We start from the raw sequence: 15,886 nt of genomic DNA, 5'->3' as shown, positions 1-15,886 counted from the left end.
GCACGGCTGGTCGCGGTTTCAAGATGGGCCAATTCATCGTTGGCGTGCGTCGTTGCCGCCAAATGACTTGCGGTGACGACAGACGACCTGTTGTGAAAAAGGGACTCGCCGCCGTACGGTCCCTCGATTTTCGCAGCGTCTTCTGGCAACGTGTGACCATCTCTCTGGAGGATCAACGATGCTCTCGCGATGTGCTCTCGCGTTCTGGGTCCTGCTGCTGGCGGCCGCGTCGGGCGATGCGGCCGATCGACCGAACGTCGTGGTGTTCCTGGCCGATGACGCCGGCTGGGGCGACTATGGCGTGAACGGCAACACAACGGTCCGCACGCCGAATATCGACTCGATCGCCAAACAGGGAGTAACCGTCGACCGCTTCTTCGTCTGTCCCGTCTGTGCTCCGACCCGGGCGGAGTTCCTGACGGGCCGCTACCACTCGCGGGGCGGCGTGTATGGAGTGTCGACCGGACAGGAACGTCTGAATCCCGATGAAAAGACGATCGCGGACGCTTTCAAGGCGGCGGGCTACGCGACCGGCGCCTTCGGCAAATGGCACAACGGCAGCCAGTGGCCCTATCACCCCCTGGCGCGCGGGTTCGATGAATATTTCGGCCATACGTCCGGCCACTGGGGCGAGTATTTCGACGCGCCGCTGGAAGACAATGGCCGGATGGTGAAGACGAAGGGTTACATCGTCGACGTCTGCACCGATCGGGCGCTCAGCTTCATCGATCGTCACCGTGAGCGGCCGTTCTTCTGCTACATCCCGTTCACGACGCCCCACTCGCCGTGGGCCGCGCCGGCGAAGAACTGGGAGCAGTACAAGGATAAACCCGTCACGCAGCAGGCGACGCTGACCGACCAGGAGGTCATTGATGACACGCGGTGTGCCCTGGCGATGGTCGAGAACCAGGACGCCAATGTGGGCCGCGTGCTCAAGAAGCTGGACGACCTCAAGCTCGCCGACAACACGATCATCGTCTATTTCTCCGACAACGGGCCGAACAGCTGGCGCTGGAACGGCGGCATGAAAGGCCGCAAGGCCTCGACCGATGAGGGCGGTGTCCGCTCGCCGCTGTTCATCCGCTGGAAAGGCACGCTGCCGGCCGGAACGACGGTGACGACGGTTGCAGGGGCGATCGACCTGTTGCCGACCCTGACGTCACTGGCCGGCGTCCAAAGAGTGGGCGACAAGCCGCTCGATGGTCGGGACCTCTCCCCGCCGCTCAAGATCGAGGAGGCGGAATGGACCCCGCGAATCCTCTTCACGACGTGGGGAGGAAAAGTCACTGCACGCACGCAGACTCACCGGCTGGATGCGAACGGCAAGCTGTTCGATATGCAGGCCGATCCGGGCCAGACGACGCCCGTCAACGAGTCGCAGCAGGAACTCGCCGCCTCGCTCACCAAAGCCGTCGAGACCTGGCGCGAGGAAGTGCTCGGCGATGCGATGGTGAAGAGGCGAGGCGCCAGGAAGAATATTGCCGCCACCCAGGCCAAGTCCGTCGACCCCCGGCCCATCCACGTCGGCTACAGGGAATTCCCGATCACGATGCTTCCGGCCCGCGACGGCGAGCCCCAGGGGCTAGTGAAACGCAGCAGCGGCGCCCCCAACTGCTCCTACTTCGTGAACTGGACCAGCAAGGACGACCGCATGGTGTGGAACGTCCAGGCGGTCACCACCGGCAAGTACGAAGTGACGATCGACTACACCTGCCCGCTGCCCGACGCCGGTTCGACCATCGAACTGAGTCACGGAGACAGCCGTCTGAAAGGAAAAGTCGAACCAGGATGGGATCCGCCGCTGTACACCAATCAGGACACGCTCCCTCGGCCTCACGGGGAATCGCAGATGAAGGAGTTCCGGACGCTGAACCTGGGGGTCATCGAACTGAAGCAGGGAGAAGCGCCGCTGGTCCTCAAGGCGCTTGAGATTCCGGGCAAGTCGGTGATGGACGTCCGGCGGGTGACGCTGACGCTGGTGAAGTAACGGGGCCTGGATTCCGGAGTCGCCCTTTACCCGTTTTGCGTGGTGGTTCTACGATCGGAGGTCCCTTTCGTTCTTCGCTGTGTGAGTCAATGCGCCAGACACTGTTCCAGATCTCCTTCAGCGAGCCGTGGACGTTCTGGACCCCTAACCCCACGACGGGCTGGCCCGAGATCGGCATGATCTGGGTCTGGATGTTCGTGATGGCGGCCTACTCGGCGTTCGATTTCTGGAGGCTGCGCGGCGCGGCCGAAAGACCGTCACTGGTGAAAGCAGTGGTGTGGTGCCTGGCGGGGATTCCGCTGGGATTGCTGCTGAAGGAAGTTCTGCACGGCAAATCGCTGCCGGTGTTCGGGTACGGATTCCTCGTGATGCTCGGATTTCTGACGGCCGTCATCACCGCGCAGCCCCGCTTCCAGAAAGTCGGCCTCGATCCCGAGATGACCTGGGACGCCGGGATGTGGCTGCTGATCGGGGGCGTTGTCGGCGGCCGCCTGTTCTACCTCGTCCAGTACAGGGACCAGGTGTACCAGGGCGTGAGTTCGATCTCAGACGCCGTCTTCGCGACGATCAACCTGACGGCCGGAGGACTCGTCCTGATCGGGGCGCTCGTCGGAGGCGGAGCGGGATTTGTCGCCTTCTGCCGCGCGCGGAAACTGTCGTTCCCCGATGTGGCCGATGCGGCGACGCCTTCCATGTTTCTCGGGATCGGTTTCGGTCGGATCGGCTGCCTCATGAACGGCTGCTGCTTCGGCGACCGCTGCGAGCTTCCCTGGGGGATTACGTTCTCGAACGGGAGCGTGCCGTTCCGGATCCTGAAGGAACGCGGGTTCGTGGCGGCGAATGCTCCGTTCACGATGCCCCTGCATCCCACCCAGATCTACAGCGCGATCGACGGATTTCTGCTCGCGATCGTCACGGCCGTGCTCTTCGCCGAGCGTCGCTGGAAGGGAGAGGTTTTCGGGTGGGGCTGCGTGATCTATTCCGTCACGCGGTTTCTCATCGAGTTCCTGCGCGGCGACGAGATGGGGCAATTCGGAACCGGCCTGACGATTTCACAGCTCTATTCGATCGGCATCTTTGCGCTGGGGACGACGATGCTGGTGTGGGGAGGACGCAGGGCGGGTACAGTGGCCAGTCCCGCTGTCTCGACCTGATCGTTCAAGGCGTCCTCGTCCGTGTCTCGTTTCCGCCTGATGGTGCTGTTCGCCGCGATGGTGCTCTGCACCTCCCTCGCGGTCGTCTGGCTGATGAGCCCGATGCTGCCGCTGGGCGTGCCGGGGGAATGGGGCTGGTCGCCGCTCTACTGGACCACCGCGCATCCATTCGCCTGGATCAGCAACCTGCTCCTCGCGGCTGCGGGAATCGGACTCGTCGCCTGGCTCAGCCGCCGGCTGCCTGCGGATCAGGCCGCACAGTCATCGCGGTGGCGCCGAGGCATTGTCGCCGGCGTGACGATGGCGCTCGCGATGGCCTGGTGGCTTCATCTGCTCGGGACGATTCCGGCGCCATTCGGCCTCGCCAGGTCGCCATTCGTGTTGTTCTACCCGCGAATGACCGGCTACTACATGGCCGCCCGCTACTCGAAGGAGAGTACGCAGGACTTCCTGCGGAACTACGAGAGCATGCTGCTGAAGCTGAATGGCCCGGAGCGCTATCTGCATCTGGGGACGCATCCCCCCGGCCTGACGCTGATGAACCGGGGCTTCCAGGCCGTCACCACAGATTCGCCTGCGCTGGTTCGCCTGCTGGAAGCCACGATGCCGGACCAGATCATGGAGGCGAACGACACGATCCGGGGCGAATCTGCCATTTCGAGGAGGGAGTTCACGCGGGAGGACGGCGCCGCACTGTGGTTCATCACCCTGTTCACGATCCTCTCGGCGGCGGCCTGCATTCCCCTCATCGCCCGCCTGCTGCGCATGGCGGGGCATTCCGAACGCTCGTCGATGCGGTGGTCCGCGCTGTGGATGTTCACGCCGGCGGTGGCCGTGTTCCTGCCCAAGGACGACGTGTTGTTCGCGTTTCCCTCGCTGCTGGCGGCCCTGCTGTGGCTGCGGGGCCTCGAGCTCGATTCACGCTGGCGGGCAGCCGCGGCGGGCGTCGTCTGCTTCGTCGGTCTGTTCTTCTCCCTGGCGTTCCTGCCGGTGATGCTCGCCCTCGCGATTGCGACGGTGTGGATGTGGAGCCGGGAATCGAAGGCGGCCCGGAAGAGTGGTTCTCCCCCTGTGAAGACCGTGAAGCCGCGCGCCGGCGCGATGTCGGCCGGTCTGGCCGGACTGCTCATTCCCGTCTTCATTCTCCTCGCCGGGTTCGAGACCAACATCACCGGCATCTTGCGACAGAACTTTGAGAACCACGCCGAGTTCTACACGCACAATGCGAGGTCGTACGGAAAGTGGCTTGTGGCCAACGTCGGCGAGCTGATGTTCGCGGCGGGGCCTGCCGTGTTCCTCCTGGCGTTCGCGGGCTTCGTGACGCGGTCGAAAACGGTCTCGACGGCGCCCCGGACCTCGATGCTCGGCCCGGCAGGGCTGATTGTGCTGGCGATGCTGTGGCTGTCCGGGAAGAACATGGGAGAAGCAGCCCGACTTTGGATCGCGTTCCTGCCGTGGTTGCTGTTGTGTATCGCTCCTGTTCGGAACAATGATGTCGATGGCCGCGATTCCACGGGGTGGATGTGGTGGGGAACGGCGGGGCTTCAGGCGATTGCCTGCATCGCGGCCGCGACTCAGATTGACGGCTTCGGGTTTTCGGAACTGAAGTAATTGCCGCGGCGCACTGGCCGTTCGTAAGATCGCGGAACGCCTTTTGGACGGAGCACGCATGGCCTCTTCGTTCCCTCTGACGCGCTGGACGCTGATCGCCCGCGCGGTCGATGGCAATCAACCGGCGTCGCGCGAGCACATGGGGGAACTGCTCGAACAATACTGGCGTCCGATGTTCATCCACCTGAAGTGCAAGGGGATGAAACATGCCCAGGCGGAAGACCTGCTGCAGGACTTCGTCCTCACGCTGCTCGACAGGAACCTGCTCTCCGTCGCCGATCCCTCGAAAGGCAAATTCCGCTCGCTGCTGCTGACGGCGCTCGACCGGTTCCTGGTCTCGAAGTTTCGGCACGAAAACGCCGCCAAGCGGTCTCCCGGGCATGTCGCGAGTCTCGATGCGGCCGAACTGGATGTGGCTCAGCCGCCGGTCGACGGCGTGCTGGCATTCGAGCGCGCCTGGGCCCTTGATGTTCTCGCAGAGACGCTCGCACGAATGAAATCGGAGTGCGAAGAAGGAGACGAAACGGTCCGCTGGACGCTCTTCGACGAGCGCGTCGTTCGCCCCCTGCTGGGAACCGCGGAACCGTGCGACTACGTCGAGTTCGCGAAACGGCATGGGCTCGAAAACGAAAAGGTCGCGATGAACATGCTCGTGACTGCGAAACGACAGTTCGCCCGGGTCATGCGCGACGTCATCGCGGAGTATGTGTCACGTTCATCGCGGGCACGGGTCGATGCGCGGATCGGCACAGGGCGCGAGGCCGCGGAGGCCGTCCCGGCGGCGGACCTCGACCTCAAGGAGCATCAGCTCCGGGCCGCAGTGGAGCAGGAAATCAGTGAGCTGCAGCGGATCCTCGCCGCCTCGCGCGGCGTCCAGGAACTCTCTGACGAACTCGTCGAGCATCCGCAGGCGGACCGGCGCGAACCGCAGAAGTCGATGTTTTTCCGCATGCTGGCCCACGGGCCGAAGGAGTCGTCCGAATCCCTGGAGTCGCTGCTCAACACGGGAATGGAAACGACGGACGACGCGCTGGCGGTCGGACTCAACGAGTTCCTGGGCGCGCCGCTCTCTCGAGTTCCGGGTCTTGAGACCGACCACTGGCTGACGCTCGGCGAGTTCCTGACGGGCGAAGCGCCCGACGCCCGGCGGCTCGCGGCCGTTAAAGACTGGGCGTCCGCCCATCGCATCAGCCGCAGCGGAACGGTCCCGCCCGCGCTGGCGAATGCGCTCTATTTCGTCGTGCTCGCGGCAGCGATCACTCGCGGTCACCGCGAGCTCACGAAGCTCGGAGAGACGCAGCTGATCGCCGGCCTGGAATCGCTCGAACAGCTGACATGGTTTCCCGCCGAACTCCTGCCCATGGTCCGCGAGGCGCGGCGCGCAATCGAATCGCGACCGTAGCCGGGAACACGGATCGTCGCTGGCGACCGACACAGCGGACGGTCAGAATGTCGATCGACTGTCCTGGCCGCCGCTTTCGCTCATCGGATTGCACAATGAAGCACGTGACGACGCATGGTCTCTCCCGCCGCAACGCCCTCAAGACCGCAGGCCTCGCCACGGTCGCCGCTCTCGGAGGAGGGCCGCACGTCCGCTCGGCCCGCGCGGAAACTCCTTCCGGCACTCCGCTGAAATTCGGCCTCGGCCTTGTGACCTACAACGTCGCCAAGGATTGGGACCTGCCGACAATTCTGAAGGTGTGCAAAGCATCCGGCGTGGCGGCCGTTGAACTGCGCACGACCCACAAACATGGTGTCGAACCGACTCTTTCGGCGGCCGAACGGAAGGATGTGAAGAAGCGGTTCGAAGATTCAGGCATCGTCTGCTGGGGCGCTGGATCGACCTGCGAGTTCCACGCGGCTGACGCGAGCGTCGTCAAACAGAACATCGAGACGTGCAAGCAGTTCGTCGACCTCGTGCACGACATCGGCGGCAAGGGAGTGAAGGTCCGGCCGAACGGACTTCGCAAGGACGTTCCCGCCGAGAAGACACTCGAGCAGATCGGCAAGGCGTTGATTGAATGCGGGAAGGCCGCCGAGGCGCAGGGCGTCGAGATCTGGATGGAAGTCCACGGCAATCCGACGCAGCAGCCCGCCCACTGCAAAACGATCATGGAGCAGTGCGGCCACAAGAGCGTCGGGCTGACCTGGAACTCGAACGGGCCGGACGTGAAGGACGGCTCAGTCAAAGAGTCGTTCGAGATGCTGTGGCCGTGGATCAAGTCCTGCCACATCAATGATCTCTATAAGGACGGCGCCGGCATCTATCCGTATCGTGAACTGTTCAGCCTGTTCCGCGCGAAGGGCTACGATCGCTACACGCTGATCGAAGTCGGCAAGACGCCGGCCGATCCCGCGGCCGGCGAAGAGTTCCTGAAATACTACAAGGCCCTGTGGACCGAACTGGCCAGCCGTTGAGCGAAAAGGTCTGCACTGGCCATGCCAGTGCAGACATGCCCAAGCGCCGGGCGTTCTCCCGACGGGCCTCGTGCGCTGTCCCGCCTATTTGCCTTTCGGCACGGCGATCATGTCCCACGTGATCGTTCGTCCCGGACGGCCGACTCCAGTCACGATCGCCTTGGACGCCGCAGGAGGCCGGGCCGGGTCGTAGTACTCCGGCCGCAGCTTGTTGTGCTGGTCGCTGCTTCCCTTCGAGCTGACGTAGTACGTCGCCTTCAGGAGATGCCTGAGGTCACTGCCGGCCTCTTCGGCGAGAGTTTTCGTCTGCGCAAACAGGTCCCGGAGTTCCGCCTCGCTGTCGGGATCGGCCTGGCTTCCGTAGAGACCTGAAAAGTAGATCGTCGCTGGGGACTGCACGCGGGCGATCCGGCTGTAGACCGGCGAGTGCTTCAGTTCGGGCGGAGCGAGGTACTCCACGACAGGCCGTCCGAACGGTTGCGGCTCGCTGGTGGCCGCGACCAGTTCGATCTCGACCGGCAGCGAAGGCGATTTCCATTCGACGAATACGACTGGCGGACAATCGCCCGGCGCAAATGCAGCCTGCACCGCTCCGAGCGAGTCCTGAACCTGCGTCATCGGCGCGATGAAGACTTTCACCTGCACCACGTCAGCCGGCTTCATTTCGAGAAACTTCAGCGTGCGGAACAGGCTGGCCATCGTCTGCTTCGTCGAATCCGCGACCGTGCCCTCCCCCTTCTCGGCCTGTCCGGAGATGAATGCGCGCGCCCTGGTCGCCGCAGGAATCAGCGACAGCAAACGCTGGCCGGCCTTCGATTCCGGCAGCTTCAGCGGCGGCTGTGCAGGGTTGTGGGCCGCGACGAAGTCGAGCGCCAGCCGGGCATCGGCTGCCGGAAGCGTCGTCACCACCCAGCTCACGGCCGGAAGTGCGCTGGAATTGAAGCGGCGGCTCAGTTCGGCCGTGATATCGGCGATGTCCTGTTCGTTCCGCACATACAGGTTCAGCTTGATGATGTCGTCGAACTTCAGGCCGGCAGACTGGAGCGTGGCCGCCAGCCGATCGAGGAGCTCCTGTTGCTGCGCAGACAGGGGGCCTTCGCCCGTCGCGACGAACTGGGTCGAGTACAGCAGGTCCGCGTGGTCGACACGGACGGCGCCGCTCCGCGCGAGGGAGGCCTCAGGGGCAAGGCGGCGGATGGAGAACTCGGCGCCGGAGACATCCGCGGCGGCCAGGACGAGACAAGCCAGAATCATTCGTCGCATGACAATCCGTAACGAGGCCTGGAGACTTCAGGCGGCCTCGATGCCGGATGGGCTCAATCCGTGATTCGAGTGAAGACGACCGCCGTGGGAAACCGCTCTTCGAGCTGAGCATACCGCGCCGTGGAGAGCCCATCAAAAGCATAGATCTTCACGTCGTTCGGGCAGGAGGAGGGGGCAGTTAACAGCGCCTGCCCCTGCGACTCCGAATCGACCATCACGATCACCACATCGCGTTCAAGCAGCTGTTGCGGCCCGGGGACGTACATCTGCGACGTCCAGCGGGAGGCGGGCATGATCGTCGCGGTGAGTCCCAGCGACTTCACGGCGGCGGCCCACTCGTGGCGGTGTCTTCGCACCACTCCCTGGTAGCCCCAGAACAGACACGACAAACCGACGAGGAGGAGGACGACGGTTGCCCCGCCGCGGCCTGAACGTCCCGGGTTCTTCTGATGGTGATCCAACGCCGGCTCCGCACAAAGTGGTGTGTGAGAGCAATCCGCGTCCAACCATTGGCCCGGCGAACGTCGTCCGCTGAACCCCGTCCTCCCGGTTTCCCGGCGATGACATGCACCACTATCCTCGACGTTCCTGGAAAAAGATAGCCCTCCCTGCGATGAGCAACAGGGAGGGCGCAGCCTTGTGCGGTCCGCCTTTCGGAGCCATTGCTTCAGTGTCCCCGTATGTGGCGGCGCTCTTCACGCCGCTCCATTCGCGTCGCGATGCGGTGCACCGCGCGCTCCCGCGGCTCCGGCAGGTAGGTCAACAGACCGTGCACGATCAGTCCAATGCCCCATCCCGCGACCACCCAGAGCAACCACGGGCGATCGGGATTCCGGGCGAAGTTCATGCCGGCCAACCCCCCGGTGACGAGGATGAACGCGGCCAGATGGATGTAGAACCCAAGGAAGACGCGGTGCTGTGCCCGCTCATGGAAGAGTGAAGTCGTCATCGCTCACCTCGCCATTCGAAAATGGATCGAGTACCCCGTAATGGATTGTTTCTGTCCGCCGACAACGTTGATTCCCCGGCAAATCGCTGAAACTCTTGTGCCGCCTCGAAGCGCCTTGAAGCATTGGATGGAAGTCGTTTCTCGTCTGAACTTGCGACCGCGGTCGACTCCCCGCCGCCGGGCGGCCTGTTCGCCCTGAGATCAGCCTGGATTGGTGGGAATCAGACGGCGTGTCCTGGTCGCGGTTCTGGCAGACGATTTCTCGCCCGCCGTTCCGCCTGTTACGATGCGTCGTTCCACACTTTTTCGAGCTCTCTCATGTCCGCTGAACCTGTGATTGCCGCGCTGCGGCAGCATGCGCCGCCGCTCATGCGCTGGGCCGGTGCGATTGCCAAACGGCTTCGCCAGTTCAACATCGCCCTGACCGGCAAGCACTCGGGCAACGCCAATACCGACGCCCTGACCCTGGCCGATTTGACCGTGCAGGAACTCCTGGTCGCCGGGCTGCGCGACGCCGCCCCTGTTCTGAAATCCTGCCGGATCGAGGCGGAAGAGACGACGGGCGACCTCGCCGCGTTTGCGACCGAATCGCCCCTCGTGATTTCCCTCGACCCGATCGACGGCACCAAGCAGTTCCGCGACCACACGGGCAACGGCTACGCCGTCATGCTCCATCTGCGGAACCGGGAAACGGTGCTCTATTCGCTCGTCTACGCTCCGGAAATGGGCCCGGAGGGAACGTGGGTCGAAGCCTATGACGGCGTCGTCAAATGCGGAGCCGACAACTTCCAGGTGACAGCGGGCGAACTGCTGGCATCGCTGCCGAACATCACGCCCGCCACGCGTCCCGATTCGCCGGCCATGTACCTGATCGGCTTCCAGAAGCGCGACGTCGAATGCGCCCGGGCCGTGACGAAAGCCGGCCTGAAGGGGTTTGCGCCGGACGAAATGCCCGGCAGCATTTATCCGCTGCTGGCGACCGGCGACTTCGGCGGCTCGCTGATTCACTCCCCCAACATCTACGACTTCCCTGTCTCGCTGCACATCGCGAGGGTCCTGGGGGGAGACGCCGTCTGGGTGCATAACGGCCAGCCCGTGAACTTCGACGAAATGTGGATGGACGACCGGGCGGACATGCTGCGTCTCCCGGGGATTGTGGCGTGCGCCGTGAACCGGTCGTCGCTGAAAACGCTGTGCGAACTTGCGAAAGACTGGAACCCGGTGCGGTATGTCGACTGAACCCTATTCCTCACGCGGTCCTCGCAGCCCCCGGCCGCCACGCGGCGCCAAGCCAGCCGGCCCTCCGCGCACTGGCGACCGCCGCCCCCCCCGCGACGACAAGAGTCGTGAAACCCGCGGCCGCGATGACCGCGGCCACAAGGATCGCCGCGACGACCGCGGACACGATCGCGAGCAGCGCCCCGAAAAGCTCCCCCTTTCGCCGACACTCCTGCGACAGCGCGTCCTCGATGTGCTGCCGACTGATCCGCTGCCGGTCATCGTCGTGAAAGCGCCGTCTCCCCATCCCTGGATCTATCGCAAGCGACTCGGTTCGATCGGCTCGAATGCGCGGCATGGCGACCTCGTCGAACTGCAACTGATCGACGGATCCCACTTCGGGCACGGGCTGTTTAATCCGCGGGCCGAACTGTCCGTCCGGATGCTCACGCGCGGAGACGAGTTCCCGACCGGCCAGTGGTGGGCCGACCGTGTCCAGACGGCCGTCGACGTCCGCCGAAAGTTCCTGAATCTCGACAAGGATGCCTCGGCCTACCGGCTCGTCCATGCCGAGGCCGACGGATTGCCGGGAGTGACAATTGACAAACTCGGTTCCATTGCGAGCCTCGAAGCGTTCAGCCCCGGGATGTATCAGCGCGCCGAAGCGATCGCGAAGCTCGCGGCGCAGGCGGCAGGATGCGATCACTGGATCGTGAGGCCCGGCCCGGCGACTCTCGAACAGGAAGGCTTTGAAGGCGAATCGTTCGCGTCCCCCGATTGTCCGCCGAAGACGACGATCGAGGAGTTCGGCACGAAGTTCGAAATCGACCTGAGAACGGCCCACAAGACCGGCTTCTTCTGTGACCAGCGCGAGAATCGCCGCCGGCTCGCCCAGTGGACGCAGGGCAAATCCGTGCTCGATATCTGCTGCTACACCGGCGGCTTCGGCGTTCAGGCGATGAGGCTCGGCAAGGCCGCGGAAGTGACGGGCGTCGACCTGGACGAGAATGCCATCAAGTCCGCCCGCCGCAATGCGCAGATCAACAAGCTCGACATGCGGTTCGTGCAGGCGGATGTGTTCCACTACCTGCGGGACATGGCCGCCACGGGACGGACGTTCGACATCGTCGTCTGCGATCCACCGAAGTTCATCCGTCACCGAGATGAGCGCGACGCGGGACGCAGGAAGTACTACGACCTGAACCGCCTCGCCTCGGCCGTCGTCGCGCCCGGCGGGTTGCTCCTGACCTGCACCTGCTCGGGCCTCATGCCGGCCGATGATTTCGTGCGGACGGTGGCCACCGCCATTCCGGCCGATCGCCGTGCCTCACTCCTCGCGCGAACCGGGGCTGCGGCCGATCATCCGGTCGCTCTCGGCTGCCTCGACACCGAGTACCTGCACGCGGCCTGGGTGCGGATGGGTGATCCCGTCACGTAGCGCACGGCGAATCGAGGTTGTGAGTCACACCGGGAGCCAGCATTCGCACAGTCAGGGCCGAAGCCGGGCGTTTCGATGTCGGAACCCTGGCGTCTTTCTCCGGGATGACGCCTCGTCCGTCGGTGGGCCGGGGCGAATTGCAATCCGGCTCCGTGTCGGACACAGTGGCGGGACCTGCCTTGGGCGGTTTTACGGACTGCCCTGAGTTCGCCCTCCGACTCGCCTCGCGCCTTATGCCCTCGATACTGCGGTATGCTGCCACGGGTGTCCTGATCGTGGTCTCCATCTCGGCCTCGGTTGCCTGGCCGGCGCCTGTTGTCGTGGAGACGCCGGCCCTCTCGCCGGACGAACAGAAGACGAAGTTCAAGCTCCCGCCGGGGTTCGAGATCCAGCTCGTTGCGTCCGAGCCCGACATCGGCAAGCCGATGAATCTCAGCTTCGACGCCCGCGGGAGGCTGTGGGTCACGCATTCGCTCGAGTATCCGTTCCCCACGGCGGGCGAAGGCGTTCAGCCGCGCGACCTGAACCAGGACCAGATCACCGACCACGCACCGCGCGACCACCTGTCGTACTTCGAATCCATCGGCCCGGATGGCCGCGGGAAGGGACTCGTCCATTTCGCGGAAGGACTCAACATTCCCATCGGCCAGATTCCGCTGGTCGACAGCCACCAGGAAACGGCGGCCCTCGGCTACTCAATTCCGTCGCTCAGGCTTTATCAGCGTTCCTCTGAAACCGGCCTCGCGGAAACGTCGCAGGTACTCTTCACCGGGTTTGGCAACGTCGACACGCACGGGATGTGCAATTCGTTCACGCGGGCGTTCGACGGGTGGGTCTATGCCTGCCACGGATTCCGGAACACGTCGCACATTGCGCGTCCCGGCGGCGATCCGCTGCTGTCCCTCAACTCCGGCAACACGATCCGCTTCAGGCCGGACGGCTCCGATCTCGAGCAGTTCACGAAAGGGCAGGTCAACCCGTTCGGCATGACGTTCGACACCTGGGGAAACCTGTACAACGCCGACTGCCATTCGATGCCGGTCACGCAGCTGATTCGCGGCGCGACCTACCAGAGCTTCGGCAAACCGGACGAGGGCCTGGGCTTCGGCCCCAACATGATCGATCACAACCACGGCTCCACCGGAATCTGCGGAGTCGCGTGGTATGACGCGCCGCAGTTTCCCGAGGAGTTCCGGGACTGCCTGTATATCTGTAATCCGGTGAACGGGCAGGTCCACCGCGACAAGCTGGTGTGGACCGGGGCGAGCCCGAAGGTCTCCTCGCAGCCGGAGTTCATCACCTGCGACGACGGCTGGTTCCGGCCGGTGGATGTGAAGCTCGGACCGGATGGCGCGCTCTACATTGCCGATTTCTACAACGCGATCATCGGCCACTACGAAGCGCCACTGCAGCATCCATTGCGCGACCGCACGCACGCCCGCATCTGGCGCGTCGTCTACACGGGCGACAAAGGCGGGGCGGCGCCGGGCGAACTCGCCGACCTCACCACCCGCAGCGATGCGGAACTGGCCGCGGCGCTCGGGGATCCGAATTTCGCGCTGCGCACACTGGCGACCAACCTGCTCGTCGACCGCTACTCGCCTCCCATATCGCGGATCGCCGGTGAACGGCCGGACGTTGATCGTGAGCCGGTTCTCAAGGAGCTGGAAGGCGTCCTTCAGGGGGGCCCCTCCCGGGCCGACCATGTCGTCCATGCGGCGTGGGCCTGGGCGCGTCTGCTCCCGCCGTCTCGTGCAGGCGCGGCGGACCTTCTGTCGGCTCTCGCCCGGCATCAGGAACCGATCGTCCGGGCGCATGTCGCCCGGATTGCCGGGGCGACGGAACAGCCCCAGCTGGTCGAATTACGCGGCCCGCTGCTGGCTGCGTTGCTGAAGGACTCTGATCCGCGCGTCCGGCGGACAGCGGTCGAATCCTTGGCGCTTCATCCGGACGCCACCACGTTGCCGCTTCTTCTCGACACCTACGTCAGCACCGAGGAAGGCGATTCACATCTCCAGTATGCGATCCGGGTCGCCCTGCGGGCGCGGCTGCTGAAGGACGGCACTTCGGCCGAGGAACTCGCTGCGATGGCCGCGCCGCGGCAGTACGTGCTGGCGGGTGTTGCGCCGGCGGTGAACCCGATGTCCGCGTCGCAGGCGGAGTGGCTGCGAGATCTCGTGATTCGAACGGCCGCTTCCGAGTCGGAAGGCCCGCAGGGGGAGTGGCGGCAATGGATCAAGCCGGCGGCACGCTACAGCGAGGGGGCGGAGTTCGTCACCCTGCAGGGTGCTCTCGTGAAGGCGTCGGGCGACAATCTTTCAGACCACCTCGCGAACGCGCGGGCCGCTCTTTCAGGCCGGCAGGCGGGCGGACTGGCGGTTCCGCCGACATTGACCGTCTGGGCCGAACGACTGGCCCTGCAGTTCCTCGCGGAAGCGAGCGCCTACCGGGATCAATGGACGTACCTTCCGCTGCCCGGCGCCCGGCCTGCAAAATCGCCGTTCGGAATGCAGCCGCGGGCGCGTGAGGGCAAGCGCGGCCGCACGCCCCTGTTGTCGAGTTTTCCGGGAGGGGAGCAGGCGACCGGCATCAACCGCTCGGCCCCCTTCGAGATTCTCCCGAAGTTCAGTTTCTGGCTGGCGGGTCACAACGGGAGGCCGCCGGGGGCCGACTCCCGGCAGAACCTTGTCAGGCTGGTCGATGCCAGAACCGGAGAATGCCTCCGCGAGGCGTTTCCGCCGCGGAACGACGTGGCACAACTGGTCGAATGGGATCTCAGCGAGTTCGCCGGACGGTCTGGAGCCATCGAGATCGTCGATGCGCATACCGGCGACGCGTTCGCCTGGATCGCGGCCGGCCGGTTTTCCCGCGACCAGCTCAACCCGCCAGCCCAGGACTCCGGCGCGACGGCCGTCGGCCTGATCAAGGACTTCCGGCTGGCCAGCCTTGTGCCGCGCCTCGATCCCCTGTTGTTGAGCGAGAATCGATCACTCCGGACGCATGCGGCGACGGCGCTCGTCGCGCTCGAGCCCGACGCCCGCACCAGCACCCTGCTCCTCTGGGCCGATGACTCCGACCTTCCGGCCTCCCTTCAGTCGCGATTGTGGGAGGCGGTCCGGACGCGGGACGCCGCGTCCGTCGTGGCAACGCTTCGCGACTTGCTCATCGGGGCGGCCACCGACCGTCAGCGCAAAGTTGCCGAGAGCCTGGTGAGCGACCGCGCGGGGGCGGATCTGCTCCTCTCGCTGGCCGAAGAAGGCCGGCTGTCGCTCGTCCTGCTCCAGCAGCCGGGGCTCAAGTTCCGACTGGCCGCCCTGAACGCGCCCGAACTCACCGCGCGGGCCGAAGAACTGACGAAGTCGCTCCCGGCCCCCGACCTCGCGCTCGCTCTGCTGATCGCGAAGCGAAAGTCGGACTTCGATCCGGGCAAATGCTCGACGGACAACGGAAAGGCCGCCTTTACGAAGCGGTGTGCCGTCTGTCACCAGATCGGGACCGAGGGGGCGAAGGTCGGCCCGCAGCTGGATGGCGTCGGCATTCGAGGAGTCGACCGGCTTCTGGAAGACATTCTCGACCCGAACCGGAACGTCGATGCGGCGTTCCGGTCTTCTGCCATCGCCTTGAGCGACGGACGGATTCTCACTGGCCTGAAACGCGGAGAGGACGGGGCCGACCTGATCTTCGCCAACAGTGAAGGGAAGGAGTTCCGCATTCCGTCGGCCGACATCGACGAGATGAAGCTGTCGCCGACATCGCTCATGCCGGGCAACTTCGGCGAACTGATTCCGCCCGAAGAAATGGCCGACATCCTCGCGTGGCTTCTCACGCAGAGGCCCGCTGGGAAGTAG

Annotated in this window: 11 protein-coding genes; 8 read left to right on the top strand and 3 right to left on the bottom strand. The window is 64.8% G+C overall.

Annotation, left to right across the window (positions count from 1 at the left end; genetic code table 11):
* Positions 1-178: 178 nt before the first annotated feature.
* The 5 genes from Pan44_RS08220 to Pan44_RS08200 all read left to right on the top strand — a co-directional run bounded on the left by Pan44_RS08220 (position 179) and on the right by Pan44_RS08200 (position 7,170).
* Positions 179-1,987 carry an arylsulfatase gene (locus Pan44_RS08220; protein ID WP_145029043.1) on the top strand — a complete coding sequence of 603 codons (1,809 nt, stop codon included), beginning with the start codon at positions 179-181 and terminating at the stop codon, positions 1,985-1,987.
* Between the two features lie 89 nt (positions 1,988-2,076).
* Positions 2,077-3,141, top strand: coding sequence for a prolipoprotein diacylglyceryl transferase (locus Pan44_RS08215; protein WP_145029041.1), 1,065 nt, complete (start codon positions 2,077-2,079; stop codon positions 3,139-3,141).
* A 21-nt stretch (positions 3,142-3,162) separates the two neighbouring features.
* Positions 3,163-4,752 (top strand): hypothetical protein, encoded by a 1,590-nt coding sequence (locus Pan44_RS08210; RefSeq protein ID WP_145029039.1) that lies wholly within the window; start codon positions 3,163-3,165, stop codon positions 4,750-4,752.
* Positions 4,753-4,810: 58 nt separating this feature from the next.
* Entirely contained in the window at positions 4,811-6,154 is a 1,344-nt protein-coding gene (locus tag Pan44_RS08205; RefSeq protein ID WP_145029037.1) for an RNA polymerase sigma factor, read from the top strand.
* Positions 6,155-6,249: 95 nt separating this feature from the next.
* The gene (locus Pan44_RS08200; RefSeq protein WP_145034954.1) at positions 6,250-7,170 is read left to right on the top strand and encodes a TIM barrel protein; all 921 of its coding nucleotides are present in this window, start codon (positions 6,250-6,252) and stop codon (positions 7,168-7,170) included.
* 84 nt (positions 7,171-7,254) lie between these two features.
* Here the strand turns inward: Pan44_RS08200 and Pan44_RS08195 are convergent, their stop codons facing one another.
* From Pan44_RS08195 to Pan44_RS08185, 3 genes are all read right to left on the bottom strand, one after another.
* On the bottom strand, positions 7,255-8,433 hold the full coding sequence (locus Pan44_RS08195) for a RidA family protein (protein ID WP_145029035.1): 1,179 nt from the start codon (positions 8,431-8,433) through the stop codon (positions 7,255-7,257).
* Between the two features lie 53 nt (positions 8,434-8,486).
* On the bottom strand, positions 8,487-8,894 hold the full coding sequence (locus Pan44_RS08190) for a hypothetical protein (protein WP_145029032.1): 408 nt from the start codon (positions 8,892-8,894) through the stop codon (positions 8,487-8,489).
* 206 nt (positions 8,895-9,100) lie between these two features.
* Positions 9,101-9,382 (bottom strand): 2TM domain-containing protein, encoded by a 282-nt coding sequence (locus Pan44_RS08185; RefSeq protein WP_145029030.1) that lies wholly within the window; start codon positions 9,380-9,382, stop codon positions 9,101-9,103.
* A 318-nt stretch (positions 9,383-9,700) separates the two neighbouring features.
* On the opposite strand from Pan44_RS08185, the gene Pan44_RS08180 reads away from it, so the two are divergent.
* The 3 genes from Pan44_RS08180 to Pan44_RS08170 all read left to right on the top strand — a co-directional run bounded on the left by Pan44_RS08180 (position 9,701) and on the right by Pan44_RS08170 (position 15,886).
* Positions 9,701-10,621, top strand: coding sequence for an inositol monophosphatase family protein (locus Pan44_RS08180; protein WP_145029028.1), 921 nt, complete (start codon positions 9,701-9,703; stop codon positions 10,619-10,621).
* On the top strand, positions 10,611-12,038 hold the full coding sequence (locus tag Pan44_RS08175) for a class I SAM-dependent rRNA methyltransferase (RefSeq protein ID WP_145029026.1): 1,428 nt from the start codon (positions 10,611-10,613) through the stop codon (positions 12,036-12,038). The genes Pan44_RS08180 and Pan44_RS08175 overlap by 11 nt, the downstream gene beginning before the upstream one ends.
* A gap of 233 nt (positions 12,039-12,271) precedes the next feature.
* Positions 12,272-15,886 (top strand): DUF7133 domain-containing protein, encoded by a 3,615-nt coding sequence (locus Pan44_RS08170; RefSeq protein ID WP_197453937.1) that lies wholly within the window; start codon positions 12,272-12,274, stop codon positions 15,884-15,886.

The sequence above is a fragment of the Caulifigura coniformis genome, from assembly GCF_007745175.1.
Lineage (GTDB): Bacteria > Planctomycetota > Planctomycetia > Planctomycetales > Planctomycetaceae > Caulifigura > Caulifigura coniformis.
The sequence above is the reverse complement of the archived record's forward strand: the minus strand, read 5'-3'. Positions and strand labels throughout refer to the sequence as shown.